This is a genomic window from Rhodococcus sp. BP-316, assembly GCF_019836105.1.
Classification (GTDB): domain Bacteria; phylum Actinomycetota; class Actinomycetes; order Mycobacteriales; family Mycobacteriaceae; genus Rhodococcoides.
This window is the reverse complement of the sequence record NZ_JABUEE010000001.1, coordinates 363,192-389,253: the sequence shown is the minus strand read 5'-3', so window position 1 is coordinate 389,253 and position 26,062 is coordinate 363,192. Positions and strand designations below refer to the sequence as shown.

General features: G+C 69.3%; 28 protein-coding genes. 14 read left to right on the top strand and 14 right to left on the bottom strand.

What is annotated here, in order from left to right; all coding sequences use genetic code 11:
- Positions 1–7: 7 nt before the first annotated feature.
- From HQ312_RS01780 to HQ312_RS01770, 3 genes are all read right to left on the bottom strand, one after another.
- Positions 8–976: a sigma-70 family RNA polymerase sigma factor gene (locus tag HQ312_RS01780; protein WP_027505171.1), complete on the bottom strand. Its 969-nt coding sequence runs from the start codon at positions 974–976 to the stop codon at positions 8–10.
- A gap of 147 nt (positions 977–1,123) precedes the next feature.
- Entirely contained in the window at positions 1,124–2,614 is a 1,491-nt protein-coding gene (locus HQ312_RS01775) for a class I SAM-dependent methyltransferase (protein WP_222637806.1), read from the bottom strand.
- An 87-nt stretch (positions 2,615–2,701) separates the two neighbouring features.
- Entirely contained in the window at positions 2,702–3,103 is a 402-nt protein-coding gene (locus HQ312_RS01770; protein ID WP_056444840.1) for a DUF3099 domain-containing protein, read from the bottom strand.
- Positions 3,104–3,197: 94 nt separating this feature from the next.
- On the opposite strand from HQ312_RS01770, the gene HQ312_RS01765 reads away from it, so the two are divergent.
- On the top strand, positions 3,198–3,434 hold the full coding sequence (locus tag HQ312_RS01765; protein ID WP_027505173.1) for a DUF3039 domain-containing protein: 237 nt from the start codon (positions 3,198–3,200) through the stop codon (positions 3,432–3,434).
- Here the strand turns inward: HQ312_RS01765 and HQ312_RS01760 are convergent.
- Complete coding sequence (locus HQ312_RS01760; RefSeq protein WP_081821180.1) at positions 3,407–4,549, bottom strand: YihY/virulence factor BrkB family protein; 1,143 nt, start codon at positions 4,547–4,549, stop codon at positions 3,407–3,409. The genes HQ312_RS01765 and HQ312_RS01760 overlap by 28 nt on opposite strands.
- Positions 4,550–4,771: 222 nt before the next feature.
- On the opposite strand from HQ312_RS01760, the gene HQ312_RS01755 reads away from it, so the two are divergent.
- Positions 4,772–6,535 carry a DEAD/DEAH box helicase gene (locus HQ312_RS01755; RefSeq protein ID WP_222637635.1) on the top strand — a complete coding sequence of 588 codons (1,764 nt, stop codon included), beginning with the start codon at positions 4,772–4,774 and terminating at the stop codon, positions 6,533–6,535.
- A gap of 113 nt (positions 6,536–6,648) precedes the next feature.
- Here the strand turns inward: HQ312_RS01755 and HQ312_RS01750 are convergent, their stop codons facing one another.
- Positions 6,649–6,849: a hypothetical protein gene (locus HQ312_RS01750; RefSeq protein ID WP_027505176.1), complete on the bottom strand. Its 201-nt coding sequence runs from the start codon at positions 6,847–6,849 to the stop codon at positions 6,649–6,651.
- 242 nt (positions 6,850–7,091) lie between these two features.
- Between HQ312_RS01750 and HQ312_RS01745 the strand changes: the two genes are divergently transcribed.
- Both HQ312_RS01745 and HQ312_RS01740 read left to right on the top strand, forming a co-directional pair.
- Positions 7,092–8,039 (top strand): DMT family transporter, encoded by a 948-nt coding sequence (locus tag HQ312_RS01745; RefSeq protein WP_222637634.1) that lies wholly within the window; start codon positions 7,092–7,094, stop codon positions 8,037–8,039.
- Positions 8,036–8,383: a DUF952 domain-containing protein gene (locus HQ312_RS01740; protein WP_027505177.1), complete on the top strand. Its 348-nt coding sequence runs from the start codon at positions 8,036–8,038 to the stop codon at positions 8,381–8,383. The genes HQ312_RS01745 and HQ312_RS01740 overlap by 4 nt, the downstream gene beginning before the upstream one ends.
- Before the next feature lie 12 nt (positions 8,384–8,395).
- Here the strand turns inward: HQ312_RS01740 and HQ312_RS01735 are convergent, their stop codons facing one another.
- Positions 8,396–9,772: an RNA polymerase sigma factor gene (locus HQ312_RS01735; RefSeq protein ID WP_056444837.1), complete on the bottom strand. Its 1,377-nt coding sequence runs from the start codon at positions 9,770–9,772 to the stop codon at positions 8,396–8,398.
- Positions 9,773–10,019: 247 nt separating this feature from the next.
- Positions 10,020–10,832 carry a polyphosphate--glucose phosphotransferase gene (gene ppgK / locus HQ312_RS01730; protein ID WP_081821182.1) on the bottom strand — a complete coding sequence of 271 codons (813 nt, stop codon included), beginning with the start codon at positions 10,830–10,832 and terminating at the stop codon, positions 10,020–10,022.
- A gap of 146 nt (positions 10,833–10,978) precedes the next feature.
- On the opposite strand from ppgK, the gene HQ312_RS01725 reads away from it, so the two are divergent.
- Positions 10,979–11,890, top strand: coding sequence for an inositol monophosphatase family protein (locus HQ312_RS01725; protein WP_222637633.1), 912 nt, complete (start codon positions 10,979–10,981; stop codon positions 11,888–11,890).
- A 6-nt stretch (positions 11,891–11,896) separates the two neighbouring features.
- Here HQ312_RS01725 and cei read toward each other — a convergent pair whose 3' ends face one another.
- Positions 11,897–12,577: an envelope integrity protein Cei gene (cei, locus tag HQ312_RS01720; protein WP_027505181.1), complete on the bottom strand. Its 681-nt coding sequence runs from the start codon at positions 12,575–12,577 to the stop codon at positions 11,897–11,899.
- Positions 12,578–13,205: 628 nt separating this feature from the next.
- Here cei and HQ312_RS01715 point away from each other — a divergent pair.
- On the top strand, positions 13,206–13,508 hold the full coding sequence (locus HQ312_RS01715; RefSeq protein ID WP_027505182.1) for a DUF4193 domain-containing protein: 303 nt from the start codon (positions 13,206–13,208) through the stop codon (positions 13,506–13,508).
- Between the two features lie 15 nt (positions 13,509–13,523).
- Here HQ312_RS01715 and HQ312_RS01710 read toward each other — a convergent pair whose 3' ends face one another.
- The gene (locus HQ312_RS01710) at positions 13,524–14,069 is read right to left on the bottom strand and encodes a DUF3093 domain-containing protein (protein WP_268788562.1); all 546 of its coding nucleotides are present in this window, start codon (positions 14,067–14,069) and stop codon (positions 13,524–13,526) included.
- A gap of 141 nt (positions 14,070–14,210) precedes the next feature.
- On the opposite strand from HQ312_RS01710, the gene dut reads away from it, so the two are divergent.
- Both dut and HQ312_RS01700 read left to right on the top strand, forming a co-directional pair.
- The gene (gene dut, locus HQ312_RS01705) at positions 14,211–14,678 is read left to right on the top strand and encodes a dUTP diphosphatase (RefSeq protein WP_308123780.1); all 468 of its coding nucleotides are present in this window, start codon (positions 14,211–14,213) and stop codon (positions 14,676–14,678) included.
- A gap of 2 nt (positions 14,679–14,680) precedes the next feature.
- Positions 14,681–15,508, top strand: coding sequence for a DUF3710 domain-containing protein (locus HQ312_RS01700; RefSeq protein ID WP_222637632.1), 828 nt, complete (start codon positions 14,681–14,683; stop codon positions 15,506–15,508).
- A gap of 22 nt (positions 15,509–15,530) precedes the next feature.
- Here HQ312_RS01700 and HQ312_RS01695 read toward each other — a convergent pair whose 3' ends face one another.
- On the bottom strand, positions 15,531–16,235 hold the full coding sequence (locus HQ312_RS01695) for an alpha/beta hydrolase (RefSeq protein WP_261781964.1): 705 nt from the start codon (positions 16,233–16,235) through the stop codon (positions 15,531–15,533).
- Between the two features lie 139 nt (positions 16,236–16,374).
- On the opposite strand from HQ312_RS01695, the gene HQ312_RS01690 reads away from it, so the two are divergent.
- A complete protein-coding gene (locus HQ312_RS01690) occupies positions 16,375–16,752 on the top strand; it encodes an OB-fold nucleic acid binding domain-containing protein (protein WP_027505186.1) in 378 nt (125 codons plus the stop codon).
- A gap of 37 nt (positions 16,753–16,789) precedes the next feature.
- Entirely contained in the window at positions 16,790–17,479 is a 690-nt protein-coding gene (locus HQ312_RS01685) for a DUF3159 domain-containing protein (RefSeq protein WP_222637631.1), read from the top strand.
- Positions 17,480–17,502: 23 nt separating this feature from the next.
- Here the strand turns inward: HQ312_RS01685 and HQ312_RS01680 are convergent, their stop codons facing one another.
- On the bottom strand, positions 17,503–18,168 hold the full coding sequence (locus HQ312_RS01680) for a TrkA family potassium uptake protein (RefSeq protein ID WP_027505188.1): 666 nt from the start codon (positions 18,166–18,168) through the stop codon (positions 17,503–17,505).
- Between the two features lie 59 nt (positions 18,169–18,227).
- On the bottom strand, positions 18,228–18,890 hold the full coding sequence (locus HQ312_RS01675; protein WP_027505189.1) for a TrkA family potassium uptake protein: 663 nt from the start codon (positions 18,888–18,890) through the stop codon (positions 18,228–18,230).
- A 123-nt stretch (positions 18,891–19,013) separates the two neighbouring features.
- Here HQ312_RS01675 and HQ312_RS01670 point away from each other — a divergent pair, with 123 nt between their 5' ends.
- Positions 19,014–21,026 (top strand): APC family permease, encoded by a 2,013-nt coding sequence (locus HQ312_RS01670; protein ID WP_027505190.1) that lies wholly within the window; start codon positions 19,014–19,016, stop codon positions 21,024–21,026.
- On the top strand, positions 21,023–22,282 hold the full coding sequence (locus HQ312_RS01665) for a class I SAM-dependent RNA methyltransferase (RefSeq protein WP_027505191.1): 1,260 nt from the start codon (positions 21,023–21,025) through the stop codon (positions 22,280–22,282). The genes HQ312_RS01670 and HQ312_RS01665 overlap by 4 nt, the downstream gene beginning before the upstream one ends.
- Before the next feature lie 4 nt (positions 22,283–22,286).
- Here HQ312_RS01665 and HQ312_RS01660 read toward each other — a convergent pair whose 3' ends face one another.
- On the bottom strand, positions 22,287–23,132 hold the full coding sequence (locus tag HQ312_RS01660) for an ABC transporter permease (protein ID WP_056444823.1): 846 nt from the start codon (positions 23,130–23,132) through the stop codon (positions 22,287–22,289).
- A 2-nt stretch (positions 23,133–23,134) separates the two neighbouring features.
- On the bottom strand, positions 23,135–24,169 hold the full coding sequence (locus tag HQ312_RS01655) for an ATP-binding cassette domain-containing protein (RefSeq protein ID WP_222637630.1): 1,035 nt from the start codon (positions 24,167–24,169) through the stop codon (positions 23,135–23,137).
- Between the two features lie 348 nt (positions 24,170–24,517).
- On the opposite strand from HQ312_RS01655, the gene HQ312_RS01650 reads away from it, so the two are divergent.
- Positions 24,518–25,201: a sigma-70 family RNA polymerase sigma factor gene (locus HQ312_RS01650; protein ID WP_268788561.1), complete on the top strand. Its 684-nt coding sequence runs from the start codon at positions 24,518–24,520 to the stop codon at positions 25,199–25,201.
- Positions 25,194–26,048, top strand: a complete 855-nt coding sequence (locus HQ312_RS01645) for an anti-sigma factor domain-containing protein (protein ID WP_222630974.1) — start codon at positions 25,194–25,196, stop codon at positions 26,046–26,048. The genes HQ312_RS01650 and HQ312_RS01645 overlap by 8 nt, the downstream gene beginning before the upstream one ends.
- The last annotated feature ends 14 nt before the right edge of the window (positions 26,049–26,062 follow it).

The window sequence follows — 26,062 nt, the reverse complement described above, 5'->3', positions numbered from 1 at the left end:
GGGACGATCAGCTGGCGTAGGACCGCAGTCGCTCGGCGCGGTCGCCCTGACGCAGCTTGCCCATGACCTCACGCTCGATCTGGCGTACGCGCTCACGCGAGAGGCCGAACAGCTTGCCGATCTGGTCGAGGGTGCGCGGCTGACCGTCGTCGAGGCCGTAGCGCAACCGGATGACCTGTTGCTCACGCTCGTCCAGCGTGGCGAGCACGCTGCGCACGTCGGTGTGCAGCAGCCCGGCGATCACGGCGTTCTCGGCGGACGTGGCCTCCGAGTCCTCGATGAAGTCGCCCAGCGGCGCCTCCTCGTCGCTGCCGACGGGCATGTCGAGCGACACCGGGTCTCGGCTGTGGTCGAGCAGATCCGCGATCTTCTCGACCGGGATGCCGGACTCCTCGGCGAGCTCGTCGTCGGTGGCCTCGCGGCCGAGCTGCTGGTGCAGCTCACGCTTGATCCGCGCGAGCTTGTTCACCTGCTCCACCAGGTGCACGGGGAGACGGATGGTGCGGCTCTGGTCCGCCATGCCGCGCGTGATGGCCTGACGGATCCACCAGGTGGCGTACGTCGAGAACTTGAAGCCCTTGGCGTAGTCGAACTTCTCCATCGCACGGATCAGACCCAGGTTGCCCTCCTGGATGAGGTCCAGCAGCGGCATCCCGCGGCCCGTGTAGCGCTTGGCGAGTGAGACGACGAGACGGAGGTTGGCCTCGAGGAGGTGTGCCCGAGCGGACTGACCCTCGCGGACGATGAGCGCGAGGTCACGCTTCTTGGCGGGGGAGAGGCGCTTGCCGGTCGCGAGCACATGGGTCGCGTACAAACCCACCTCGATCTTCTTCGCCAGATCGACTTCCTCCGCGGCCGTCAGCAGAGCCGTGCGGCCGATGCCGTTGAGGTAGACGCGAACGAGGTCCGCTGCCGGGCTTTGTGCATCCAGGTCGGCATCACTCGGTCGAGGGCGAATGGTGGTGGGGCTGGTCATGACGTGCCTCCTGATCGGTGGTGTCTCACTGGCTACAACGCCGGGACACGTCAGAAAAGTTCCCGAAGCCCACCTCCGTCAAACACTCTGAGCTGCGGTTTCACCACCTCAGCCCTGAGAAGTTGCTGAGAGAAACGACTGCTCGGCTCAGGTGGGGATCACCAACCCGTGCACGACGAGCCCCGCGACCAACGCGACGACCGAGTCCGTCAGCTCCGCGGCGTCCACACCGCGTGCGGCCGCCAGAAGCTCGGTGAGGTCGCCGACCGTCAGTCCGCCCGCGCGCATCCCGGCCAGGAGTGCCGCCCCGTCCGCGTCGATCTCGTGGGACCACGCGGGCCCGTCGCCGCGGTGGACCCGGCGTACGACGGTGGTCCACCCACCGTCCGGATCGGGGGTGGAGACCTCCTCGAGTGCCGTGGTCGGGGCGACGGCCACACACTCGTCGAGCAGATCGTGTGTGCGGAGCCAGTCCACCCGGTCCAGGACGTCGAGTGCCTCGTCGCCGAGGGGATCCTCGTACCCGTGCATCAGGTCCTCCGCGAGGACGCTGGTGGGCCGGTCGGTCCGGCGGAGGTACACGAAGCCGAAGCCGACACCCGTGACGCCGGCGGCGTCGAGGTGATCGAGCCAGGCGGTCGCCGTCTCGTCGACGGCCGGGTCTCGCAGATCGAGTCCACCGTCCCGCAGCCACGTGCCCACGTAGAGAGCGGGGTCCGCGATGTCGCGCTGCACTATCCACGCGTCGACACCGTGGTCCGGCAGCCAGGAGGCGACCCGTGACCGCCAGTCCTCACCGTCCACGTGAACCCAGGAGGCGAGCAACGAGGCGGTCCCGCCGGGAGCGAGATGCTCCGGTGCCGCTCCCACGACGAGGCTGCTGGCACCGTCGAGGTCCAGGCCGGAATCGCGGTAGGAGTGGGAGACTCGGCCCGATCCGACGACGAAGGGCGGGTTGGCGACGATGCGATCGAAGGTCCGCCCCGCGACGGGTGCGAACCACGAGCCCGGGATCGTCTCGAAGTCCAGACCGTTGAGGGCAGCCGTCATGCGGGTGAGGGCGATGGCCCGATCACTGACGTCGGTGGCGGTGATCGACCGGGCGTACGGCGCCGCGTGGAGCGCCTGGATGCCGCAGCCGGTACCGAGATCCAGGACGGTGGGCGGACTCCCGTCGACACGGGTGGGTGTCCCGCGGACCAGCGACAGCGACGCGTGACCGACGCCGAGCACGTGATCGGATCCGATACGGACGTCGCGCATGCTGCCGTCGATGTCGGACACCACCCACCGCGTGCCCGTGCCGAGATCGAGGGGGCGGATGTCGAGCAGACTGCGCACGGTGTCGCTGCCGGTCTCGAGGAGGCCGGCAGCAACCGCTCCGTCGAGTGTCGTCGGCGCGAGGGCGGTGGTCGCGGCGTCGATCGCCACATCGTCGGAGAGCAGGAACAGCCGGACGAGCGTGCCGAGGGGACCGAGTTCTCCGCACCGGCGTCGCACCGGTGCGGGTTCGCCACGTCCCAACGCGGCATGAACCGAGTCGCCCAGTGCCTCCAGGATCCCGTCCGCGGTGAAGTCCGCTCGGTCGAACGCGACCCGCAACGTGGACGCGAGGTCGACGAGGCGGTCCGCGTCCACCGGGACGGACGGGGGAGGCGAGGTGCGGTGGTTCGAGTCGGTCACCGCGTCAGTGTGTCAGCAGACCGATCTCGGGACTGACCCGTCTCAGGACGTGGCGCGCGGATTCGAGATCGCGCGGCGGTCGAGATCGGGTTCCTCGTCGAGGTTCACCACCGGGTGGCTGCGGGCCTCCAGCGCGGTGGAGTCGGTCGCCCGCCAGCCGTAGCGGCTGGGCTCGTCCGCGGTCCGCGGCGGTCGGTCGTTGGCGATCAGGACTGCCATCCACGGGAGAGGAATGGACACGCCGACGATGGCCATGGCGATCCACGGGTTCTGCCACGCGCCGTACGACAGCGCCGCGAGGACCAGCGCCGGGATACGGAAAGACATGATGAAGAGGTATTTGCGCACGCGCGCTCGGTGCTGTTCCTCGACCGACGTTCGTGCCTCGGTGATCAGTACGGCCTCGCGAACGCTGTCGCGGGGTGAGATGCCGTCGTGTGCCATGACTCCACTGTGTCACTACTGAACGAAGTGTGCAGTAATCGGAGGTGGTGAGATGTGCGACGCGCGTGTCGGGAACAACCGTCATAATCGATGCATGAGCACGCAGACCAAGGAACGCCCCGACGTCAGCACCGACGAGACCACCGACGACGACACTCCGAAGTTCTTCCACTACGTGAAGAAGAACCGCATCGCCGAGAGCGCGGTGATGGGCACCCACGTCGTCGCACTGTGCGGCGAGGTCTTTCCCGTCACGAAGTCGGCCAAGCCCGGGTCACCCGTGTGCCCCGACTGCAAGAAGGTCTACGACGGCTTGCGCAAGGGCGAGTGATCCTGCCGATCACGCGTCACCTGACGCTTCTCCGGTGACTCGCCGCCGTCCCGATCCGACCGTGCGATGCGGATCGGGCCGGTGGCCAGCCGGCCGAGAGCGCCGACGGTGCCCGCACCCGGATCGGCTGCTTTCTCGGCGATCCATCCCTTGACCTGGTCCATGCGTGTGGCGCGCGCCGGCCAGAACTCCTGGACCGTGGCGTTGAACTCCGCCCCCAGCACCACCGCGAATCCCAGGAAGAACGTGAAGAGCAGGAAGGCGATCGGAGCCGCGAGCGCGCCGTAGGTGTAGCCCGTTCCGGTCACCCAGGACAGGTAGGTGCGCAGCACCGCACTCGCCAGCATGAAGAACACTCCGGCCAGCAGCGATCCGCCGAGCAGGCGGTGCCACGGCAGCGAGGTGTGCAGAGCCACCTTGTAGAGCGTCGTCAGGCCGACGATGAGCAGCAGTCCGACGCCCGGGTAGTACGCGATGTCGATCACCTGCGAGCCGATCTCGAACCACGACGACGGCAGCACCCGACCGATGATGGTGGGCCCCAGCGCGACGAGGGGCAGGACGAACACCGCGACGATCAGGAACGCGACGTACAGCAGCAGGGCGAAGATGCGCTGCCACACGGGGTTGCGCGCGTCCTGCTGACCGTGTGCCTCGACGATGGAGTCGACGAAGGTGGAGATCGCCGACGAGCCGGCCCACAACGACAGCAGGAAGCCCACGGACACGACGGGACCGTGTCCGCTGTTGAGGATGTCCGTCAGCGTGGGGGCGATGATCTCGTCCACGACGTTGTCGCTGAACAGCGTGGAGCTGAACGTCACGATCTTCGACTCGATGATGTCGAGAGTGTTCGGTCCGAACCACCCCGCGATGTAGGTGAGGCTGCCGAGGAGTGCGAGCACCAGCGGCGGCAGCGACAGGGTCTGCCAGAAGGCGGCGGTGGCGGACTTGCCGAAGATGGAGTCGTCCCACGCCTTGCCCGCCGTCCTCGCGACGACGCGCCAGGCCGTGCGCAGCGGCCGTCCCGGGACGGGACCGGGCCCCGGCTCTCCGTCGGGCGTCGACGCTGCCGCGGTGTCCCGATCGGACGTGTTGTCGGCGGGTGCGCTCATGATGACTCCAGCATGGCCCACCGGCGTCGCTCGGGCACGTCCCGGCCCGGTGTGTCGCCGTCGCGGGCACCGGCGGCGACGTGCGCATTGGTGGGCGCGCCGACGTCCGCGATAGTCTGATCGACGGATGTGCACACGAGACGACGAGCCGAACGGGAGTTCCATGCCACGGGTGGTTCGCATCCTTTCAGGTGGACGTACGGCGCCGGACGAGGCCCGTTCATGACGGCCGAGATCGGCGAGAAGGTCGACAGCGCAGGAGGTCTCCCTGTGACAGGGCCGGCCGGAGTCACCCTGCCGCCACTGCGCGCCTGGCAGCGGCGAGCGCTCACGAAGTACCTGTCGGCGGGTCCGACCGACTTCCTGGCCGTCGCCACTCCGGGAGCCGGCAAGACCACGTTCGCGCTCCGCGTGGCGCTCGAGCTGCTGAGCGACCGCACCGTGGACCAGGTCACGGTCGTCGCTCCCACCGAGCACCTCAAGCACCAGTGGGCGGAGGCGGCGGCGCGCGTCGGACTCGCCCTCGACTCCCGCTTCTCCAACAGCACCGGGCAGACGTCCAGCGACTTCCACGGCATCGTCGTCACGTACGCACAGGTGGCGTCGCACCCTTCCCGCCACCGGGTGCGGACCGAGAACCGCAAGACGCTCGTGATCCTCGACGAGATCCACCACGGCGGTGACGCCAAGAGCTGGGGCGAGGGCATCCGCGAGGCCTACGGCGACGCGACGCGCCGCCTGGCACTGACGGGAACGCCCTTCCGCAGCGACGACAGCCCCATTCCTTTCGTGAACTACGAGCCGGACGACGAGGGCCTGCCCCGGTCGCGCCCGGACCACAGCTACGGCTACGCCGACGCGCTGGCGGACGGTGTCGTGCGGCCGGTCGTCTTCCTCGCGTACTCGGGCGAGGCACGCTGGCGCAACAGTGCGGGCGAGGAGTTCGCCGCCCGTCTCGGGGAGCCGCTCAGCGCCGAGCAGACGGCGCGGGCCTGGCGTACCGCTCTCGACCCGTCCGGTGAGTGGGTGCCGTCGGTGCTCGCCGCGGCCAACACCCGGCTGCACCAACTCCGGCAGGGCGGCATTCCCGACGCGGGTGGCCTCGTCATCGCGTCGGACCAGACCACCGCGCGCGCCTACGCGGGAATCCTCGAGGCGGCGACGGGGGAGACCCCGACGCTCGTGCTGTCCGACGATCCCGGGTCCTCGGCCCGCATCGCCGAGTTCGGCGCGGGAACGTCGACCTGGATGGTGGCCGTGCGCATGGTGTCGGAGGGCGTGGACGTCCCGCGCCTCGCGGTCGGCGTCTACGCGACCAGCGCCTCCACACCGCTGTACTTCGCCCAGGCCGTCGGGCGCTTCGTGCGTTCTCGCCGCAAGGGTGAGACTGCGAGCGTGTTCCTGCCCTCGGTGCCGGTGCTCCTGGACCTGGCCAGCCAGCTCGAGGCGCAGCGCGACCACGTCATCGGAAAGCCGCACCGGGAGAAGGACGGTCTCGACGACGACCTGCTCATCGAGGCGAACCAGCAGAAGGACGAGCCCGGCGAGGAGGAGAAGGCGTTCACCTCGCTCGGTGCCGACGCAGAGCTCGACCAGGTGATCTTCGACGGCTCCTCCTTCGGCACCGCGACGTTCTCGGGCAGCGACGACGAGGCGGACTATCTCGGCCTGCCGGGCCTGTTGGACGGCGACCAGATGCGCGCGCTGTTGCGGAAACGGCAGGAGACGCAGCTGGCACGCCCGGCGACGCCCACGGAGACTCCGGCTCCGGTCACCCTCCCGCCCGCCGGGCGGTCCGCGGACGCCGCGAAGCTGGCCGATCTGCGCAAGGAGCTCAACGGCCTGGTGGCGATGCATCACCACCGCACCGGCAAGGCCCACGGCATCATCCACGGCGAACTCCGACGGAGCTGTGGTGGGCCGCCCACCGCGATCGCGACGGCGGAGCAGCTCACCGAGAGGATCTCGGCCCTGCGTTCGTGGTGATCGCAGCACTGCACGAGCCCCGCGCACGACGAAGGGCGACCACCGGATCGGTGGTCGCCCTTCGTGGTGTCAGGAGTCGAGTGCTGATGCTGTGGGACCGAGTGCCCCGGTCATCACGCCATGGCGTCGGAATCCGCGTCCGCGACGATGGTGGCGTTCATCTCGAGGAGACGCGCTTCGTGCTCATTGGCGTGGTGACGGCAGAACAGCAGTTCTCCGCCGGTGGGGAGGACGGCACGCACGCGCGCTCCCGCTCCGCAACGATCACACCTGTCGGCAGCGGTGAGGGTGGTGTCGGTCAACAATTCGGGCATGACTCCTCCGTACTGACCGTGACTACCACGGTCCTGGGGTCGGTCCGCCACGTCGGTTCGACGCGGTTCGTTCACTCTTACAGACGTATGGGGTTCGTGCGTTGTTCCCACGCGGATGGCCGTGTGTTGTCACAGACACGAAACATGCTGGTGAACCACGTCCCTCCCGAGCATCGTTCGCTGTCGGCAGAACTCACCCGCCCCTGTGCGCCCGTGTCGCGACCGGTGGATACGGTTCGACCATGACGGATGTGGACGCGCGCGGCCTCGCGTCGGTGGGGCGTTCGTTCCCGCCGTGGTCGGTGCCGTTCGTCTTCGTGGTCGGAGCGCTCGCGCAGTATCTCGGTGCCGCCATCGGCGTCCATCTGTTCGACACCATCTCGCCGGCGGCCGTGGCGTGGCTGCGCGCGGCAGGCGCAGCGGCCGTTCTGCTGGCCTGGCGTCGTCCCTGGCGCACGCGATGGACGGCCCGCACCATCGCGGTGGCCGGTGGGTTCGGTGTCGTCACGGTGGGAATGAACCTGGCGTTCTACGAGGCGATCGCCCGCATCCCGTTGGGCACCGCCGTGGCGATCGAGTTCCTCGGTCCTGTCCTCGTCGCCGCACTCGGATCGCGGCGCGCTCGCGACGTGCTCGCACTCGTCCTGGTGGTCGCGGGAGTCGCGCTGGTGGCCGGAGCGCGATTCGACGTGGGCCTGGTCGGGGTGGGTTTCGCACTCCTCGCCGCCGGACTGTGGGCCGGCTACGTGGTGCTCGGGAAGTCGGTCGCGACGGCGGGCGACGGGCTGGACTCCCTCGCCGTCGGCATGGCGGTGGCGTCGGTGATCCTCGCCCCGCTCGCGTTGACGCCCCAGGTCATCGAGGATCCGTCGGTGTTCACCGCGCCGTCCACGTGGCTGCTGGGTGTCGGGGTGGGTGTGTTGTCGAGCGTGATCCCCTACGCGCTCGACCAGGTGGTCCTGCGCACGGTCGGACGGGCACGGTTCGCGTTGTTGCTCGCGTTGCTGCCCACCACTGCGACGGTGGTCGGCGTCGTGGTGCTGAGGCAGGTGCCCTCGATCGCCGAACTCGCGGGCATCCTGTGTGTGATCGTCGCCGTCGCGCTGGGCGGTGTGGAACGACGCGCACGACCGGCGCCGCCGGCCGAGACGACGCGACCGCAGGACCCGACACGAGAGGACGGCCGATGACCGAGATCCTGGTGCACATGTGCCCGGCGGCGGACTGGGAGGCGAGTGTGGCCGCGGGGGAGGTGGCACCCGCGTCGCTGGCCGAGCAGGGGTTCGTCCATCTGTCGACGCCGCAGCAGGTTCATCTCCCGGCCAACCGGCTGTTCGCCGGGCGCCGGGACATCGTGCTGCTGTCGTTGGACCCCACTCGACTGAAGGACCGTCTGGAATGGGAGCCGGGAGTACCCGGCGATCCGAGTTCGATGCTGTTCCCGCACCTCTACGGACCGGTCCCGCTCACCGCGGTGGTCGAGGTGCAGCCCTACCTGCCCGACGACGACGGGACGTTCGTCGCCGTCGGGTGAGGTGCGGAACTGTCAGTCGAGGTAGTCGCGCAGCACCTGCGACCGGCTCGGGTGCCGCAGCTTCGACATGGTCTTCGACTCGATCTGTCGGATGCGCTCACGCGTGACCCCGTAGACCTGGCCGATCTCGTCGAGCGTGCGCGGCTGGCCGTCGGTGAGGCCGAAACGCAGCCGCACGACACCCGCCTCGCGCTCGGAGAGAGTCTCGAGAACCGACTGGAGCTGGTCCTGCAGGAGGGTGAACGACACCGCGTCGACGGCGACGACGGCCTCGGAGTCCTCGATGAAGTCGCCGAGCTGGCTGTCGCCCTCGTCGCCGATGGTCTGGTCGAGGGAGATCGGCTCGCGAGCGTACTGCTGGATCTCCAGCACCTTCTCGGGCGTGATGTCCATCTCCTTGGCGAGTTCCTCGGGAGTGGGCTCACGACCCAGGTCCTGCAGGAGCTCACGCTGGATGCGTCCGAGCTTGTTGATGACCTCGACCATGTGCACCGGGATACGAATGGTGCGGGCCTGGTCCGCCATGGCGCGGGTGATGGCCTGACGGATCCACCACGTCGCGTACGTCGAGAACTTGTAGCCCTTGGTGTAGTCGAACTTCTCCACCGCGCGGATCAGACCGAGGTTGCCCTCCTGGATGAGGTCCAGGAACGCCATGCCGCGGCCCGTGTAGCGCTTGGCCAGTGAGACCACGAGGCGCAGGTTGGCCTCGAGCAGGTGGTTCTTCGCCCGGTTGCCGTCGCGGCAGATCCAGGTCATGTCGCGGCGCTGGGCCACGGGGAGCTTCTCGCCCTTCTCGGCGGACTCGGCCATGAGCTGGACGGCGTAGAGACCGGCCTCGATGCGCTTGGCGAGCTCGACCTCCTCCTCGGCGTTGAGGAGGGCGACCTTGCCGATCTGCTTGAGGTAGGCGCGGACGGAGTCGGCGGAGGCGGTGAGTTCGGCGTCCTTGCGGGCCTGTCGCAGCGCCTCGGACTCCTCCTCGTCCCACACGAAGTCGCCCGACGCCTTGTCCTCCGGCGTGGGTTCGGTGGTCGCGTCGTCCTCGACCTCGTCGCCGACGGCGACGACCTCGACGACGTCCGACTCGGCTGCGAGCTCGCCCTCGGGAACGTCGATGTCCTCGATGTCCGCGGTGGGCTCGTCGGCGTCGTCGCCGGTCGCAGGAGACGTCGCCTTCTTCGCTGCTGTCTTCTTCGCTGCGGCCTTGCGCGGCGCGGCCTTCTTGGCTGCTGCCTTGCGCGGGGCCGCCTTCTTGGCCGGGGCCTTCGCGGGTGCGGTTCCGACGGCGCCGGGTGCGGTGCCGTCGGCGGACGCGGTGTCGACGGCCGGAGTGCTGTCGACTGCCGGCGCGGTGTCCGCGGTCTGACGAATATCGATGGCTGCCACGTACGCCCTTTCGTGACGGTGTCGTGCGGCGTCACGCCAGAGTGATGATCCGGCGGAGAGGTCTGTGGATTTCCCGGCGTGAAACCGGGGCGTGGACCATTGTAACGACCGCCGCGAGTGCACAGCACCAACGCGCGGGAGGACGCCGAGGTTCCCGGCTCACCGGCAGTGGGGTGTGAGTCACATCGCGCATCGGCGAGCCGACGCGGCGCAGGTCAGAGGGGCGCGTGGTCGCCCTCGACGAGAATCAGGGCGCCACACCCGACTGTGCGGCGAGGGCCGCGCCGACGATTCCGGCGGCGTTGCGCAGCGTCGCGGGCTGCACCGGGGTGCGGTTGGTGAGCAGGGGGATCCACTTCTCGGCTTTGCGGCTGATGCCGCCGCCGGCGATGAAGAGGTCCGGCCAGAACAGATCCTCGATGCGCTCGAGCACGCGCGAGACCTCTTTGGCCCACGCCTTGTACGACAGTCCGTTGTCGTCCTTGACCGACGACGCGGCGCGGTGCTCGGCCTCCTTGCCGTCCACCTCCATGTGCCCGAGCTCCGTGTTGGGCAGGAGGACACCGTTCTGCAGGATCGCGGATCCGATGCCGGTGCCGAAGGTCAGCAGGATGACCACACCCTTGGAGTCCTTGCCGCCGCCGAACTTGTCCTCCGCGATACCCGCGGCGTCGGCGTCGTTGAGCACGGTCACCGAACGACCCCCGAGATGGTCGCGGAACAGCGCGCCGGCGTCGGTCCCGATCCAGCCCTTGTCGACGTTCGCGGCGGTTCGCGCCACGCCACCGGTGACGACGCAGGGGAGGGTGATGCCCACGTCCCCGGTCCACTCGAAGTGGTCGACGATGGCCGCGACCGTCTCGGCCACGGCCGTGGGAGTCGACGGTTGCGGGGTCTCGATCTTGTAGCGCTCGCCGATCAGTTCGCCGGTGGCGAGATCGACCACGCCACCCTTGACGCCACTGCCACCGACGTCGACACCGAAGCCTCGGCCCTCGGGGTGCGAGCCCGTCTTCCCGGCGATGGAGACCGGGCCGGGTTCGGTGTGGTCGTTCGTCATGACAGAACCTCCTGGTGGCGTACGCACGCGTCGGCGACCGGCGCGTTCGTGCGAGATCTGGTGCGCGCACGTCACCCTAGTTGCTGACGGCGTTCCCGGTCGCGCGGCACCGCGGCGGGTGGCGCGCCGTACCGTTCCGCCGCCCGATGTGTTCGGATTACCGGGTGACTCCTCATGACGATCTGCCGCAGGACGACTCGACGGGCACGCTCGACCCGGAGATGTTGCGCCGCATCGCCGTCGACGTCGCACGTGAGGCGGGACGCCACGTACGTCGGCGTCGGCCGGAGGTGTTCGGCGCGGGCGGTGCGGCGGTGGACGCCGTCCGGTCGAAGTCGACGCCCACCGATCCGGTGACGGTGGTCGACACCGAGACCGAACACGTCATCCGGGACCTGTTGAGCCGGCTGCGTCCCGACGACGCGGTACTGGGCGAGGAGGGCGGCGGGGAGGACATCGCCCCGTCCGGTGTCCGGTGGGTCCTCGATCCGATCGACGGCACCGTGAACTTCCTCTACGGCATCCCGGCCTACTCGGTCTCCGTGGCCGCGCAGATCGACGGTGCGTCGGTGGCGGGCGCCGTGGAGGACGTGGTGGGGGATCGCACGTACGCGGCGTCGCTCGGCGGCGGCGCGTGGTGCTCGGACGCGGGCGGAGACTGGGTGCGCCTGCGAGTCAACGACATCGACGACGTGGCACTCACGTTGGTGGCCACGGGATTCGGTTACGACGCGGCGCGCCGCCGCCGTCAGGGCGCGCTGATCGCGGCTCTGCTGCCCGAGGTGCGGGACGTTCGTCGCATCGGCTCGGCGGCACTGGATCTGTGCATGGTGGCGGCGGGGCGCGTCGACGCCCACTTCGAGCACGGGCTCAGCCCGTGGGACTGGGCGGCGGGCGCTCTGGTCGCGGCGGAGGCGGGTGCGAGGGTGATCACCCCGTCGCCGCACTCCCGCAGCGACGACGGCGAGGTGACGATCGCCGTGGCGGAAGGTGTGGCGGACGGGTTCCTGTCCGTACTCGACCGTCTCGGTGGCGTCGCCGCCATCGCCAAGGCCTGACCCGCGTCAGCAGTTGACGCGATGCGCGGCGGCGAGCAGATCGACGTCGAGGTTCGGTGCCGCGGCGCCCGGAGCCACGTCCGCGAGCGAGCGGATGACCTCCTCGCCGTCGGTGTTCGGTTCCAGCGCACGGAAGTTGGTGCCCAGCGCGAGATCCACGGTGTCGTCCTCGCGGGTGTCTTGAACGAACTCGGCGCACGGCGCGACCAGTGCGACGGTGCCCGCGGCGGCCACGCCGGCCGCGCCGAACCGGATCTGAGCTATGCACTGCATGTTCTGGTCGACGTAGACCGGGTCGTTGCCCACCTGCACGTCCGGTGCGCTGGCGAAGCCGAAATCGCTGAGATCGGCGGCGATCTCGGCGGCCTGGCCGCCCTGTCCGTTCGCGTTGAACACGCGCACGCGGGTGGCGGACAACGGGGCGGGCTGGGTGTCCGTGACCACCGAGGCGTCCACGACGCTGCCGGGCTCGGCGGCCGCGGGGGCGGCGGGATCGGAGGCCGGCTGGGGGGCGTTGCAGGCGACGGCGTCCGTGCCGGTCTCGGTCGTGGTCAGGATGTTCACCCACACGGCCGCACCGGCGAGGGCGAGCACGACGAGCACCACGAGGATCGGGAAGGCCCGACGCCGCGCGTACGGCCGCCCCTTGTCGTCGGTCGAGGAGCCGTGAGTGATGAGTGAGACCACGGGAGCGTGCCCTTCTGCTGATACGTGTCGCGCTGTCGTGTCACGGGCGGTGACTCGCTCACTGTAGTGGGCCGCGCCGGCATGTGACGCGCGACGCACGGCGGGTGGGAACGTCTGCACGGTCGACGGCGTTGGGCGGGGTGAACAGGGGAGATGCGGTTCCTGCGGGAGCCGTTCGCGCCACGACACACCGCGCTGGGCAGGGTGTTTTCCACACCGGCTCGTCGTCGGCTATTGTCTGGCGGCCCGGCGGATCGAACTCACGGCCGGTCGGGCTCCTCGGGCCTGCACGCCCGCAGCAAGAGAATGTTTCCCGTCACGGGGATTCGGGCACAGTCGGCTCACCCGCACGCCGGCCGTCATCCGTCAGGACGACGGCTGCGAATAGGTGAGCGAGAAGGACGGAGATCCTCCCGGCGGAAGTCGGGAAGAAGTCCGGCCGGATCGATGTTCTGCCACGAACAGCAGACGAGGAACACGAACGACCTGCATCGGGATCCGAGGGTGTGAGTCCGACAGAGGACGAGTTCGTCGAACAAGAAGCGGTCGACGTCTTGAACATCCCCCATGAAGGCGATCGAAGGAGACCGGGCACACCCGGTCTCAGCAGGAAGGTAAGGGGAACAACATGGCCACCGATTACGACGCACCACGCCGTACCGAGTCCGACGACGTGTCGGAGGACTCCCTCGAAGAACTGAAGGCACGCCGCAACGAGGCGCAGTCCGCCGTCGTCGACATCGACGAGACGGACACCGCGGAGTCCTTCGAACTGCCGGGCGCAGACCTGTCCGGTGAGGAACTGTCCGTGCGTGTCGTGCCGAAGCAGGCCGACGAGTTCACGTGCTCGAGCTGCTTCCTGGTGCATCACCGCTCGCGGCTGTCGTCCGACAACGGCGGCGTTCTGGTCTGCCGCGACTGCGCGGCCTGACCGAGGAGACCTCCGTCAGGAGGTCGGTGGCTGCGGAGTCAGAGCCGCAGCCACTGCATCCGGGTTCCGCGTGCTCACCAACCAGTACGGTGTCGGGTCGTTCTCGTCGTCGAGGACGACCAACACCATCGGCTTGACCCACGAACGATGCTGAACGAAGGCGGAGGGGTCGAGCTGGCGTCCGAGGGCGGCACTCTTCGCCGTCCCCGGCACCACCGCCACCCGATCGATCACCGATGCGGGGAGCCGAGCCTTGCCGGCGTGCAGCATTCGCTCGCCGTTCTGCTCCGTCACCTCGACGCGCATCCGGCCCAGGTACGTGACCACCCAGATCGCGAACGGCACCAGCACCACGTACGGCAGCCAGGCCATCACGCCGGGTGATCCCATGTGCACCTCGGCCGACAGGATCGCCGCGACGCCGATCGCGGCCACCCAGTACCAGACGGGTACGCGGAGCCGTTCGCTGTAGACGACCGTCTCACCTCCGCCGTCGTGTGCCGTCCCGGACGTCCGGGTGGCGTGATCTGCTGAGGTCTCTCTCGAAGCTGCGTCGGACACCTCTCCAGAGTAGAGGGTCGGACGGGCGGGAGGTCGACGGTGCATCGGCGAGTAATCTCGACCGATGTGAGCGATCTGACGGCCGAGACGGCGACACGCACGACCCGCGGAGACCAGGGATCGGCACAGGCCGTCGAGACGGTGGCCGTCAGACGACTCGATCCGGACATCCCGCTGCCCGTCCGTGCACACGCCGGTGACGCGGGCGTGGACCTGTGTACCACCGTCGACGTCGTCATCGAACCCGGTGAGCGTGCCATGGTCGGTACGGGCATCGCCGTGGCGCTGCCGGTCGGCACCGTCGGCCTGATCCACCCACGGTCCGGCCTCGCCGCGCGAGCGGGATTGTCGGTGGTCAACACGCCGGGAACGGTCGATGCCGGTTATCGCGGCGAGATCAGGGTCTGCCTCATCAACCACGATCCACGCACCCCCATCGAACTGCGGCGCGGGGACCGCATCGCCCAGCTGCTGGTGCAGCGGGTCGAACTGCCCGACTTCGTCGAGGTGGCCGAGCTGGACGACACCACCCGGGGTGTCGGCGGCTACGGCTCCAGCGGCGGACACGCGGTTCTCGATGCCGTCACCGCCAGCGAGAAGGAGAACTGAGCATGTTCGGACGCAAGAAGAAGGGGCGCGACGACGTCGACGCCACCGATCTCGACTCCGCGCAGGACGTCGAGGTCGAGGAAGTGGACGAGGTCGACGAGGTGGACGGTACGGCGGACGACACCACCGGGCCGTGGTCGATCGACGACCTGGACGGCGACCGCGAGAGCATCGCGGAGGGACGGCTCGATCTGGGATCCGTGCTGTTGATGCTTCCGGCCGGCGGACAGCTGCAGGTCGAGATGACGCAGGCCGGCGCACCCCAGGCCGTCCACATCGTCACTCCGAACGGGCGCATCACCGTGGCGGCCTTCGCCGCTCCGAAGTCGCCCGGTCAGTGGCGTGACGTCGCCGCAGAGTTGGCCGACACGCTGCGCCGCGACAACGCGCGGGTGGCCACCGAGACCGGCCCGTGGGGCCGTGAGGTGGTGGGCTCCGCGGCCGGCGGGGATCTGCGTTTCATCGGCGTCGACGGGTACCGCTGGATGATCCGCGGCGTGGCGAGCGGACCGGCAGGCAGTGTCGAGGCCGGATCGCCGCTGGTCGAGCAGGCGCGTGCCGTCGTGGCGGCGACCGTGGTCGATCGCGGCTCGGATCCGCACCCGGTGCGGACGCCGTTGCCCATCAGTCTGCCGCCGGCACTCGCCCAGCAGCTCGCGGCCGCGCAGCAGCAGCAGATGGCTGCCGCACAGGCGCAGGCCCGAGCTGCGGTGCAGCAGCAGGTGCCCCAGCAGCAGGTACCTCAGCAGCAGGCCCCCGACGCGGACGCCGCTGCCGAGGCGCAACGTCGGCGCGGGCCCTCCGGTTCGGCGATGCAGCAGCTCGACTGAGTTCTCGGCGAGAGCAGCTCGACTAGGACCCGCCCGTCGCACGGCGGAGCGCGGTGACGCCCAGCCTGCCGAGCTCGCCCGGGGACGCGGCGAGGACGTCGAGCGCGAAGGTGTCGAGGTGCGCCGTGGGAAGAGCCGCGCACCAGTCCTGCGCGACACCGAGCGGATGCACCGGGTCGTCGATCGCTGCCACCACGCCGACCGGCACCGCGAGGGATCGCAGGTCGTCGAGGGTGGGTGCCACGTACCGGGCGGCGTCGTCCAGCGCCGTCGGCAGCATCGGCCACTGTGCTCGCCACGACCGCGTCAGCGCCTCGGCGAGCCACCGCGGACTCGACTGCGCCATCGCCGCCACCGACGCATCGAGGCCGTGGGCCCGCAGCGTCGCCGCCGTCGCGGCGGCACCGACCGCAGCGGGGGAGTCGCCCGGAGATCCGGTCCACGCCGGCATCGCGAGGACGGCGCCCTGCGCGGCGTCCCGACGGTCGAGCGCCCACCGCGCCGCGACCGCCGCGCCGAGTGAGACACCGCCCACGATCAGGTCCCCTCGAACGGCGCCTCGTACGTGGTCGAGCGCCCGCACGTAGCCCCCGACGACGTCGGCGGGTTCGGGCTCGATCACCCGCAGCGACCAGCCGAGATCCGCCATGGCATCACCGAAGGCCCCCTCGACGAACGACGCGTCGGAGCCGGTGCCGGGCAGCAGTACGACGGTGGTTGTCTCCATGGTGTCCGCATCTTCTCGTGGCGTTCACCGACCCGACCGGCCGGGTGTGGTGAGGCGTGCTCGGAAAGGTCTACAGTGGCGCTGACAGAAGCAGAACATCCGCCGCGGAAGGCCCGCGCGAACCGCTCCAGGAGCACTCATGGCACCCGCTGCCGCAGGATACTTCCGCCGCATGGCCCGGAAGTTGACCGAGGACATCGATCAACTCGATGCCGAGGAGTTGGAGTCGACGTCGAAGGCGTCCGGCGCCCAACGAGCATGCGATTGCACTCGCGGTGACGAGGTCACCATGGTCGGACGGCTCCGCAGCGTCGAGACGTGCAGCAAGGCCGCCAACGCCATCGTCGAGGCCGAGTTCTTCGACGGAACCGACACCATCTCGCTGATCTGGATCGGCCGACGCAAGATCGCCGGCATCGAGTCCGGCACGCAGTTGCTGGTCCGTGGTCGCGTGGGGGAGCGCGAGGGCCGCAAGGTCATCTACAACCCGTACTACGAGCTGCGCACCGAGGACTAGTTCTTCGGGAGCCGCATCGTCTGGCACCCTGAACTGCATGAGCGAGTCACCGAACAGTCAGCCCACCGAGGACGCGCCTCCCGAGACGATCCTGTCCCAGCTCGGTGGGGTCAGCGGACTGGTGTTCTCCACCCTGCCCGTGCTGGTCTTCGTTCCGGTCAACTCCCTCGCCGGCCTCACCGCGGCCATCTGGGCCGCCCTCGGTCTGGCCGTGGCGATCCTGGTGTGGCGCCTCGTGAAGCGGGATCCGATCCAGCCGGCCGTGTCGGGATTCTTCGGCGTGGCTGTGTGCGCGTTCATCGCCTACCGCACCGGAGACGCCAAGGGCTACTTCCTGTTCGGGATCTACACCTCGCTCGCGTACGGCGGGGTGTTCCTCGTCTCGATCCTCGCTCGTCGGCCGCTCGTCGGCATCGTGTGGGGCTACCTCAACGGCACTGGCAAGGCCTGGCGCGAGCATCGGGCCGCCGTCCGCGCGTACGACATCGCGACGTTCGCCTGGGTTCTCGTGTTCGTCGCGCGGTACGTCGTGCAATCGCAGCTCTACGACTCCGACCAGACCGGGTGGCTCGCGGTCGCCCGCATCGCGATGGGCTGGCCGCTCGCGGCGGTCGCGTTCGCCGTCACGTTCTGGGCCGTGCGACGGGCCGACGCTGTCGTGGCCGCAGCGACGCACCGGGAGAGCGAGAGCATTGAGGTCGTGGACGCGGACCGCATCGAGCCCTGACGGCTGTCAGTCGGTCCTGTCGGTCAACGCTGGGAGAGTCCGAGCACCTCGCGGAGTTCGTCCTCGACGTCGACGGTGGTGACGAACAGCAGTTCGTCGCCGCCCTCGAGCGGGTCGTCCTTCTCCGGGACGATGACGCGGCCACCGCGCAGGATGGTGACCAGCGCGACGTCGCGAGGAAGCGTGATGCGGCGCACCGGCTTGCCCGCCAGCGGCGTGTTCGCCGGCAACGTGATCTCCACGAGGTTCGCCTTGCCCTGGCGCAACGTCATCAGGCGCACCAGATCTCCCACCGAGACCGCCTCCTCGACGAGCGAGGCCAGCATGCGCGGTGTCGACACGGCGACGTCGACTCCCCACGACGCGTCGAATAGCCACTCGTTGCGCGGGTCGTTGACGCGGGCGACCACTCGGTCGACGCCGAACTCGGTCTTCGCCAGCAGGCTCAGGACCAGGTTGGCCTTGTCGTCGCCCGTGGCGGCGATGACCACGTCGTACGACTCGATGCCTGCGCCCTCGAGGGTGGCCAGCTCGCAGGCGTCCGCGTGGATCCACTCGGCCGCCTCGACCGATGCCGGGTCGACGTGGTCGGCCTTGCGTTCGATCAGCAGGACGTGATGGTCGGACCTGAGGAGCTCGCGGGCGATCGAACGGCCCACGGCTCCCGCTCCGGCGATGGCGACTCTCATGACGGATCCTTCGGTGACAGGTCTGGTGCGGGGACGGACACGAGGTGAGGCAGGAGCCGTCAGTCCTCGGGCGGAGGGTTGCTCGCGAGCGCCACGGCCTCGGCGACCATGCCGTCGACCGCCGCGATCCACACCTCGTCGTCGGCCTGGATCACCGTCTTGCGGTCGGGCAGAAGTCCGGCACCGAAGCGGATGATGAAGGCCACTCGGGACTTGGTCGCACTCTCAAGCGCGGTCACGCCCTTGCCCACCCATCCCTCGCCGATGTCGAGGCGGGCCACCGCGACGCTGCCCGACGGATCGCGCCACTTGGTGAGCTCGTTGTCGTGGATCAGCGTGTGCAGGAATCGATCCGTCGTCCACGGCACCGTGGCCACCGTGGGGATGCCGAGGCGTTCGTACACCGCGGCGCGCTTGGCGTCGTAGATGCGCGCGACGACGCGCTCGACACCGAACGTCTCGCGGGCGACACGCGCGGAGATGATGTTGGAGTTGTCGCCCGAGGACACCGCGGCCAGTGCGTCGGCCTTCTCGATGCCCGCCTCGACGAGCACGTCCCGGTCGAACCCCATGCCGATCACCTGACGTCCGGTGAAGTTGGGACCGAGCCGGTGGAACGCGGTGGGATCGCGGTCGATGACCGCGACCTCGTGGCCGATGCGGGTGAGTGCACCCGCGAGGGCGGAGCCGACGCGGCCACACCCCATGACGACTACGTACAACAGACGCTCCGTTCGGGAGTCGAGAGGACGGTGCCCAGGTGATTGCTGCCGGGAGGGACTTCGCGCAACGCTATCGGTCACCCTGCCCCACGGTCGAGCCCGGTACGGCCTACGCTCTGCGATGTGTCCAAGCTTTCGACGGCCACCAAGAGGCTGCTGCTGGGTAGGCCGTTCCGTAGCGACACGCTCGGACACACGCTCCTGCCCAAACGCATCGCCCTCCCGGTGTTCGCGTCCGATGCCATGTCGTCCGTCGCCTACGCGCCCGAAGAGATCTTTCTGGTGCTGTCGGTCGCCGGGATCTCGGCGTACTCGTTCTCCATCTGGATCGGTCTCGCCGTCGCCGTCGTCATGGCGGTGGTCGTGGCGAGCTACCGCCAGAACGTGCACGCCTACCCGTCCGGCGGTGGCGACTACGAGGTGGCCACCACCAACCTGGGACCGACCGCGGGCCTGACCGTCGGCAGCGCCCTCCTCGTCGACTACGTGCTCACGGTCGCCGTGTCCATCTCGGCCGCCGCCTCCAACATCGGATCGGCCCTGCCGTTCGTCGCGGAGCACAAGGTGCTGTTCGCGGTCGCCGCCATCGTGCTCATCACCTCGATCAACCTGCGCGGCGTCCGCGAGTCCGGTACCGCGTTCGCGATCCCCACCTACGCCTTCATGGTGGGCATGGTCGTCATGCTCGTGTGGGGCCTGGTGCAGGTGTACGTCCTCGGCGACGACGTGTCGGCCGAGTCGTCGAACTTCGAGCTGCAGGCGGAGGACAGTCACCTCTACGGCATCGCGTTCGCGTTCCTGCTGGCGCGCGCGTTCTCCTCCGGGTGTGCGGCGTTGACGGGTGTCGAGGCCATCTCCAACGGCGTGCCCGCCTTCCGCAAGCCGAAGTCGCGCAACGCCGCCACGACGCTCCTGCTGCTCGGCTCGATCGGCATCACGTTGCTGCTCGGCATCATCCTGCTGGCCGAGAAGATCGGTGTGAAGTACGCGGCGGACCCCGCGACCCAGCTCGTCGGGGCTCCCGAGAACTACCAGCAGAAGACGCTCATCGCGCAGCTGGCCGAGGCCGTCTTCCGGCACTTCACGCCCGGCTTCTACTTCATCACCATCGTGACGGCGCTGATCCTGGTGCTGGCCGCCAACACCGCCTTCAACGGGTTCCCGGTACTCGGGTCGATCCTGGCCCAGGACCGATTCCTGCCCCGCCAGTTCCACACCCGCGGCGACCGGCTCGCGTTCAGCAACGGCATCCTGTTCCTCTCGGCCGCCGCCATCTTCTTCGTCGTCATGTTCGGCGCCGAGGTGACCAAGCTGATCCAGCTCTACATCGTCGGAGTGTTCGTCTCGTTCACGCTCAGTCAGACCGGCATGGTGCGGCACTGGACCCGGTTGTTGCGGACCGAGACGGACCCCGCGCAGCGCCGGTCGATGATGCGCTCGCGTGTCGTCAACGGCATCGGACTGGCCATGACGGGCGCCGTCCTGGTCATCGTTCTGCTGACCAAGTTCCTCGCGGGCGCTTGGATCGCGATCATCGCGATGCTCGCGATCTTCGGACTGATGAAGCTGATCCGCAAGCACTACGACTCGGTGGCCACCGAGCTCGCCGACGTCGAGTGGGACGGTGTGCTGCCCAGCCGCACGCACTCCATCGTGCTCGTGTCCAAGCTGCACAGCCCGACGCTGCGCGCCCTCGCCTACGCCCGTGCGACCAGGCCGGACACCCTCGAGGCGATCACGGTCAACGTCGACGAGGCGGACACGCGCACCCTGGTGCGCGAGTGGGAGAAGAGCGACCTCAGCGTCCCGCTCAAGGTGGTCGAGTCGCCGTACCGCGAGATCACCAAGCCCGTGCTCGACTACGTGCGCCGGGTCAAGCGGGACTCACCGCGCGACGTCGTCACCGTGTTCATCCCCGAGTACGTGGTGGGTCACTGGTGGGAGCAGGTGCTGCACAACCAGAGTGCGTTGCGACTGAAGAGTCGCTTGCTGTTCCAGCCCGGCGTCATGGTCACCAGCGTGCCCTGGCAGCTCAACTCGTCCGAGCGGGCGAAGCGCGAGAGCCTCGAGAACGCACCGGGCTCGTCCCGTCGTGGTTACGAGCCCACCTCGGCCGAACGGCGATCCGAACGATGACCGACTCGTGGCTCGGCGCGGTCGTCGAGGTCCGCGTGGGCAAGCCGGGACACGGCGGCTTCTGCGTCGCACGGCACGAGGGCCGCGTCATGTTCGTCCGGCACAGCCTTCCCGGCGAGCTGGTGACGGCGCGGGTCACCGAGGACACCGGCAAGTCCTTCTGCCGCGCGGACGCCGTCGAGATCCTGGAGGCCTCGCCCGACCGCATCGCGCCGCTGTGTCCCATCTCCGGCCCCGGTGGGTCGGGATGCTGCGACTTCTCCCACGCGACCGCCGAGGCCGGACGCCAGATCAAGGCGGCCGTGGTCGCCGAGCAGTTGAGCCGCGTCGGGGGCATCGAGCGCACCGTCGAGGTGGAGTCGCTCGGTGATCAGACCGGCTGGCGGACGCGCATCCGGTTGGGTGTGGACGACGAGGGACGGCCCGGTTTCCACCGGCTCCGCAGCGCCGACATCGTGACGGATCTGGCCTGCCCACAAGCGGTTCCGGGGATGTACGACGGGCTGGCCGCCCGGTCGTGGACGCCGGGCGCCGATCTCGCGGTGGCCGTGGACTCCGACGGGACCCGTCACGTCGTGGAGATCGCTCCTGCCGTCGACCGTCGCGTGCGCGCCGACACCGGTCGTCGCGGCGCCTCCTCGCGCCGCGCCGCGAAGTCCGGTGACCGCGCGCACCGGGTGCGCGCGGGCTCGGGTCGGGCCGTCGAGCGCGTCGGGTCGCGCGAGTGGACCGTGGACTCGTGGGGGTTCTGGCAGGCTCACCGGGCGGCTGCCACGCAGTACGCCGAGGTGGTCCGGGAGTGGTCCGGTGCTCGGCCCGGTGACACGGCCTGGGACCTCTACGCCGGTGCGGGCACCTTCGCGTCCGTCGTCGCCGAGGCGGTCGGACCGGGCGGCACCGTCGCAGCGGTCGAGTTCTCCCACCGGGCGGTGGTGGACGGGCGTGCGGCGGTGACGGACCTGCCGCAGCTGTCGATGCAGGCAGCGCCCGTCGAGCGCGCGATCGGATCCCTGCCGCCACAGCCGTCCGTCGTCGTCCTCGACCCGCCACGATCCGGCGCCGGTAGACAGGTGATCGCGGCGGTCGCCGGTGCGCACCCGGATCGTGTGGTGCACATCGGGTGCGACCCCGCGTCCTTCGCACGGGACGCGGGGCTCTACCTCTCGCACGGCTACCGCCTGGAGAATCTCCGTGCGTTCGACGCCTTCCCGATGACCAGCCACGTCGAGTGCATCGGATCGTTCGTTCGGGACTGACGCGTCACTTGGCGTTGTACAGGCGCATCGTGATCGGTCCGAACACCGCCAGCAGTCCGACGGACCAGATGCCGGTCCACATCAGCGCGTCCGTCTCGAGCACACCGTCGGCGAAGCCGCGCAGCGTCGTCACCAGATGCGACACCGGATTGACCGACACGAACGCCTGCAGCCACCCGGGCATCGTCGTCGGGTCGACGAAGATGTTGCTGGCGAAGGTCAGCGGGAACAGCACGAGCATGGACACGCTCATCACCGCGGTCTCGCTGCGCAGCATCAGCGCGAACATCGTCCACACCCACGAGACGCAGAACGAGAACGCCAGCAGCAACGCCACCGACGCCAGCACGCCGAGCACGCCGCCCGCCGGCCGGAAGCCCAGCGCGAGACCCAGCACGAGCACGATCGTCGAGGCGAGGGTGTACCGGACCACGTCTCCGAGCAGGGCGCCGACCAACGGCGCCGGCCGCCAGATGGGCAGCGACCGGAACCGATCGAAGACGCCCTTCTCGATGTCCTTGTTCAAGGTCAGACCCGTGTACATCGTGATCATGACGACGGTCTGCACCAGGATGCCCGGCAGCAGGAACTGGATGTAGGCACTGGTCGAGCCCGCCAACGCGCCGCCGAACAGGAACGTGAACATCAGCGTGAACATGACCGGGAACATGGTCACGTCGAACAGCTGCTCGGGGACGTGCTTGATCTTCAGCAGTGCTCGCCACCCGAACGAGAGCGCCGCCGACATCGACGACGGTCGATCGGGACGGGGACCGGAGTCGCGGAGCAACTCGGCGATGGTCGGCTGCGCGGTGCCCGTCGCGGCGGTGGGGGAGTTGGTGGTGGTCATTCTCAGGACGCCTCCAGTTCTGTCGTTCGTCCGGTCAGTGCCAGGAACACCTCGTCCAGGCTGGGTTGCCCGAGGGCGTAGGTGGTGACGCCGATGCCGTCGTCCGACAGCGTCGCGAGTGCGCGGGCCACCAGGGCGGTGTCGTCGACCAGCGCGGTGACGGCGAAGGGATCGGACTCGAGAGTCACGTCGGTGTGCAGGGTCGCGCGCAGGACGTCGGCGGCGTCGTCTCGGCGCGACTGTTCCGCGACGCGGACGTGCAGCGACCCCGAGCCGACCGACGCCTTGAGCTGACCGGTGGTGCCCTCGGCGATCACACGGCCCCGGTCGATGACGGCCACCCGGTCGGCCAACTGATCGGCCTCGTCGAGGTACTGCGTGGTGAGCAGGACCGTCGTGCCGCCGGCGACCAGGGAGCGCACGATCTCCCACACCTGGTTGCGGCTGCGGGGATCGAGACCCGTGGTCGGCTCGTCCAGGAACATCAGCTCCGGCGTGACCACCAGACTCGCCGCGATGTCGAGACGGCGCCGCATACCGCCGGAGTACGCCTTGACCTGCTTGCCGCCGGCCTCCACCAGATCGAAGACGCCCAACAGCAGATCGGCACGCTCCCGCGACGCCGGGCGCGAGAACCCGTACAGCCGCGAGAGGAGCACCAGGTTCTCCACTCCGGTCAGGTCCTCGTCCAGCGAAGCGAACTGGCCCGTGAGCGCCACCTTCGACCGCACCGCGTCGGACTCCGTCGCCACGTCGTGGCCGAGCACGCGGGCCGACCCGCCGTCGATGCCGGTCAACGTCGCCAACATGCGCATCGTCGTGGTCTTGCCGGCCCCGTTCGGCCCCAGCACCCCGTAGACACCGCCCCGCGGGACGGCGAGATCCACGCCGTCCACCGCCACGGTGTCCCCGAACCTCTTCACCAGACCGACCGCCTCGATCGCCAGGCCCCCGGCCTTCCCGTCCGTCGGCGGCCGGCCTCCGGCCTTCCCGTCCTCCAGCGGCCGGCCTCCGGCCTTCCCGTCATGTGTCGTCATGTGAGTGCTGACTCCTGATCCGCCACGATCTCATCGGTATGTCCGGATCGTCCGATCCGGTGCGACGAGCGTCCCGCAGTCATTGCAGGTCCGCAACGGGTTTTTCGCCGGAGACGCCGGTCACCGATCCACTCACGCCCCGGTGACGAATGATTCCTGCACGATGTTCGCGCCGTGGCGTGGGCGCCATTGCCCGGCGGCGTGGCCGCCATGATCCGGTGGCGTGTACGCCAGGACCGCGACGCGCAGGACCGCGATCGCCGAGGGGGTGAGGATATGACGACGATGGCCACTAGTCTCATGGTCGATGAACTCGACGATGAACGTCTCGCAGCGAGGTGGGGGTCTGTGAGCGCCGGAGGTACGAGCGCAGCCGACCCGAGCGCCGGCGAGCCTCGGCACCGACGCGCCCCGGACGACACCGCCGATCCGTCGTGCCCCGTTCCCGATCCCGACCTCAAGCGTCGGCGTGTCGCCGAGGCCGACGAACTGCGTGCGTTGCTCGCACGTGTCGCCACCGGTGACCGCCGAGCGTTCGCCGATCTGTACGACGCGACCTCGTCTCGGGTGTTCGGCATGGTGCTGCGTGTGCTGCGCGATCCCGGGTTCAGCGAGGAGACCGCGCAGGAGGTGTTCCTGCAGATCTGGAAGACGGCCGACCGATACGACCCCGCGCAGGGGTCTCCGCTCGCCTGGATGATGACGTTGGCGCATCGCCGCGCCGTCGACCGTGTCCGGTCGGAGCAGTCCGGCACGGATCGCGAGGCGCTCTACGGCTCCTCGACCCACAGTCCCGCGCACGACGAGGTCCTCGAATCCGTCACCCAGACCCTGGAGTCGGAGTCGGTGGTCCGATGCCTGGACACGCTGACGGAGACCCAACGCGAATCGGTACGGATGGCGTACTACAGCGGGTTGACGTATCGGGAAGTGGCCGAGCGCCTGGGCGTGGCCGTTCCCACCGTGAAGTCCCGGATCCGGGACGGTCTGATCAAGTTGAAGAATTGTCTGGGGGTGGAGACCGGTGAGTGACGGAGAAGGTCGCCATCGCCGCCATGACGACGCGTCCGCACCCGACGACGTGTCGGAGCAGGATGCGATGCAGGACGTGAACGAGATGAACGACAGCGTGGTGGACGACGCCTACGCCTACGCACTGGACGCGATCGACCCCGCCGAGAGGGCGGACATCGAACGCAGGCTCGCGCAGTCGGACGCGGCGACGCGGTCGTGGTTCGAGAGCATCGTCGAGTCGGTCGACGAGACGATGGCGCTCAGCGCGTCGTCCACGGCCGCGGAACCGCCCTCGTCGTTGCGTGCGAGCATTCTCGCCGCGGTGGAGAGCACTCCGCAGGGTGATGCCCGGCCACTGGCCGATCCGATCGACGACGCTCCGGTCGCTCCGGTGGTGTCGCTCGACGATCGCCGCCGCACACGCCTGCGCGTGCTCGCGGCAGCCGCGGCGGCCGTCGTGATCGTCGGAGTGGGCGGCGCCGTGGTCACGCAGCAACTGGGAGACGCACCGTCGTCGCCCACGTCGCAGGTGCTTGCGGCCGGTGACATCAGGACCAGCACCGTCGAGGTCGAGGGTGGCGGTACCGCCACCGTGCGCTGGTCGCGCTCGCAGGACGCCGCCGTGGTCACGCTCGACGGGCTCGCGGAGCCCGGCGACGGCAAGGTGTTCGAGATGTGGCTCATCGGAGAGGATCCCGCGCCGCGCCCGGCCGGTCTCGTCCCCGCCGATGCCGCCACGCCCGCTCGCGAGCACGTCGTCACAGGCTTGAGCGACGCGACCACGTGGGCGGTGACGGTCGAGCCCGAGAGCGGTTCGGACGCACCCACCACGACGCCCATCGCTGCGGTCACGCTCGACGCCTGAGCGCAGCCGGCGGC

Coding starts and splice junctions, on each gene's coding strand:
- HQ312_RS01780 (WP_027505171.1), bottom strand. CDS start 976: ATGACCAGCCCCACCACCATTCGCCCTCGACCGAGTGATGCCGACCTG.
- HQ312_RS01770 (WP_056444840.1), bottom strand. CDS start 3,103: ATGGCACACGACGGCATCTCACCCCGCGACAGCGTTCGCGAGGCCGTA.
- HQ312_RS01765 (WP_027505173.1), top strand. CDS start 3,198: ATGAGCACGCAGACCAAGGAACGCCCCGACGTCAGCACCGACGAGACC.
- HQ312_RS01760 (WP_081821180.1), bottom strand. CDS start 4,549: ATGAGCGCACCCGCCGACAACACGTCCGATCGGGACACCGCGGCAGCG.
- HQ312_RS01755 (WP_222637635.1), top strand. CDS start 4,772: ATGACGGCCGAGATCGGCGAGAAGGTCGACAGCGCAGGAGGTCTCCCT.
- HQ312_RS01750 (WP_027505176.1), bottom strand. CDS start 6,849: ATGCCCGAATTGTTGACCGACACCACCCTCACCGCTGCCGACAGGTGT.
- HQ312_RS01745 (WP_222637634.1), top strand. CDS start 7,092: ATGACGGATGTGGACGCGCGCGGCCTCGCGTCGGTGGGGCGTTCGTTC.
- HQ312_RS01740 (WP_027505177.1), top strand. CDS start 8,036: ATGACCGAGATCCTGGTGCACATGTGCCCGGCGGCGGACTGGGAGGCG.
- ppgK (WP_081821182.1), bottom strand. CDS start 10,832: ATGACGAACGACCACACCGAACCCGGCCCGGTCTCCATCGCCGGGAAG.
- HQ312_RS01725 (WP_222637633.1), top strand. CDS start 10,979: ATGTGTTCGGATTACCGGGTGACTCCTCATGACGATCTGCCGCAGGAC.
- HQ312_RS01715 (WP_027505182.1), top strand. CDS start 13,206: ATGGCCACCGATTACGACGCACCACGCCGTACCGAGTCCGACGACGTG.
- HQ312_RS01700 (WP_222637632.1), top strand. CDS start 14,681: ATGTTCGGACGCAAGAAGAAGGGGCGCGACGACGTCGACGCCACCGAT.
- HQ312_RS01695 (WP_261781964.1), bottom strand. CDS start 16,235: ATGGAGACAACCACCGTCGTACTGCTGCCCGGCACCGGCTCCGACGCG.
- HQ312_RS01690 (WP_027505186.1), top strand. CDS start 16,375: ATGGCACCCGCTGCCGCAGGATACTTCCGCCGCATGGCCCGGAAGTTG.
- HQ312_RS01685 (WP_222637631.1), top strand. CDS start 16,790: ATGAGCGAGTCACCGAACAGTCAGCCCACCGAGGACGCGCCTCCCGAG.
- HQ312_RS01680 (WP_027505188.1), bottom strand. CDS start 18,168: ATGAGAGTCGCCATCGCCGGAGCGGGAGCCGTGGGCCGTTCGATCGCC.
- HQ312_RS01665 (WP_027505191.1), top strand. CDS start 21,023: ATGACCGACTCGTGGCTCGGCGCGGTCGTCGAGGTCCGCGTGGGCAAG.
- HQ312_RS01660 (WP_056444823.1), bottom strand. CDS start 23,132: ATGACCACCACCAACTCCCCCACCGCCGCGACGGGCACCGCGCAGCCG.
- HQ312_RS01655 (WP_222637630.1), bottom strand. CDS start 24,169: ATGACGACACATGACGGGAAGGCCGGAGGCCGGCCGCTGGAGGACGGG.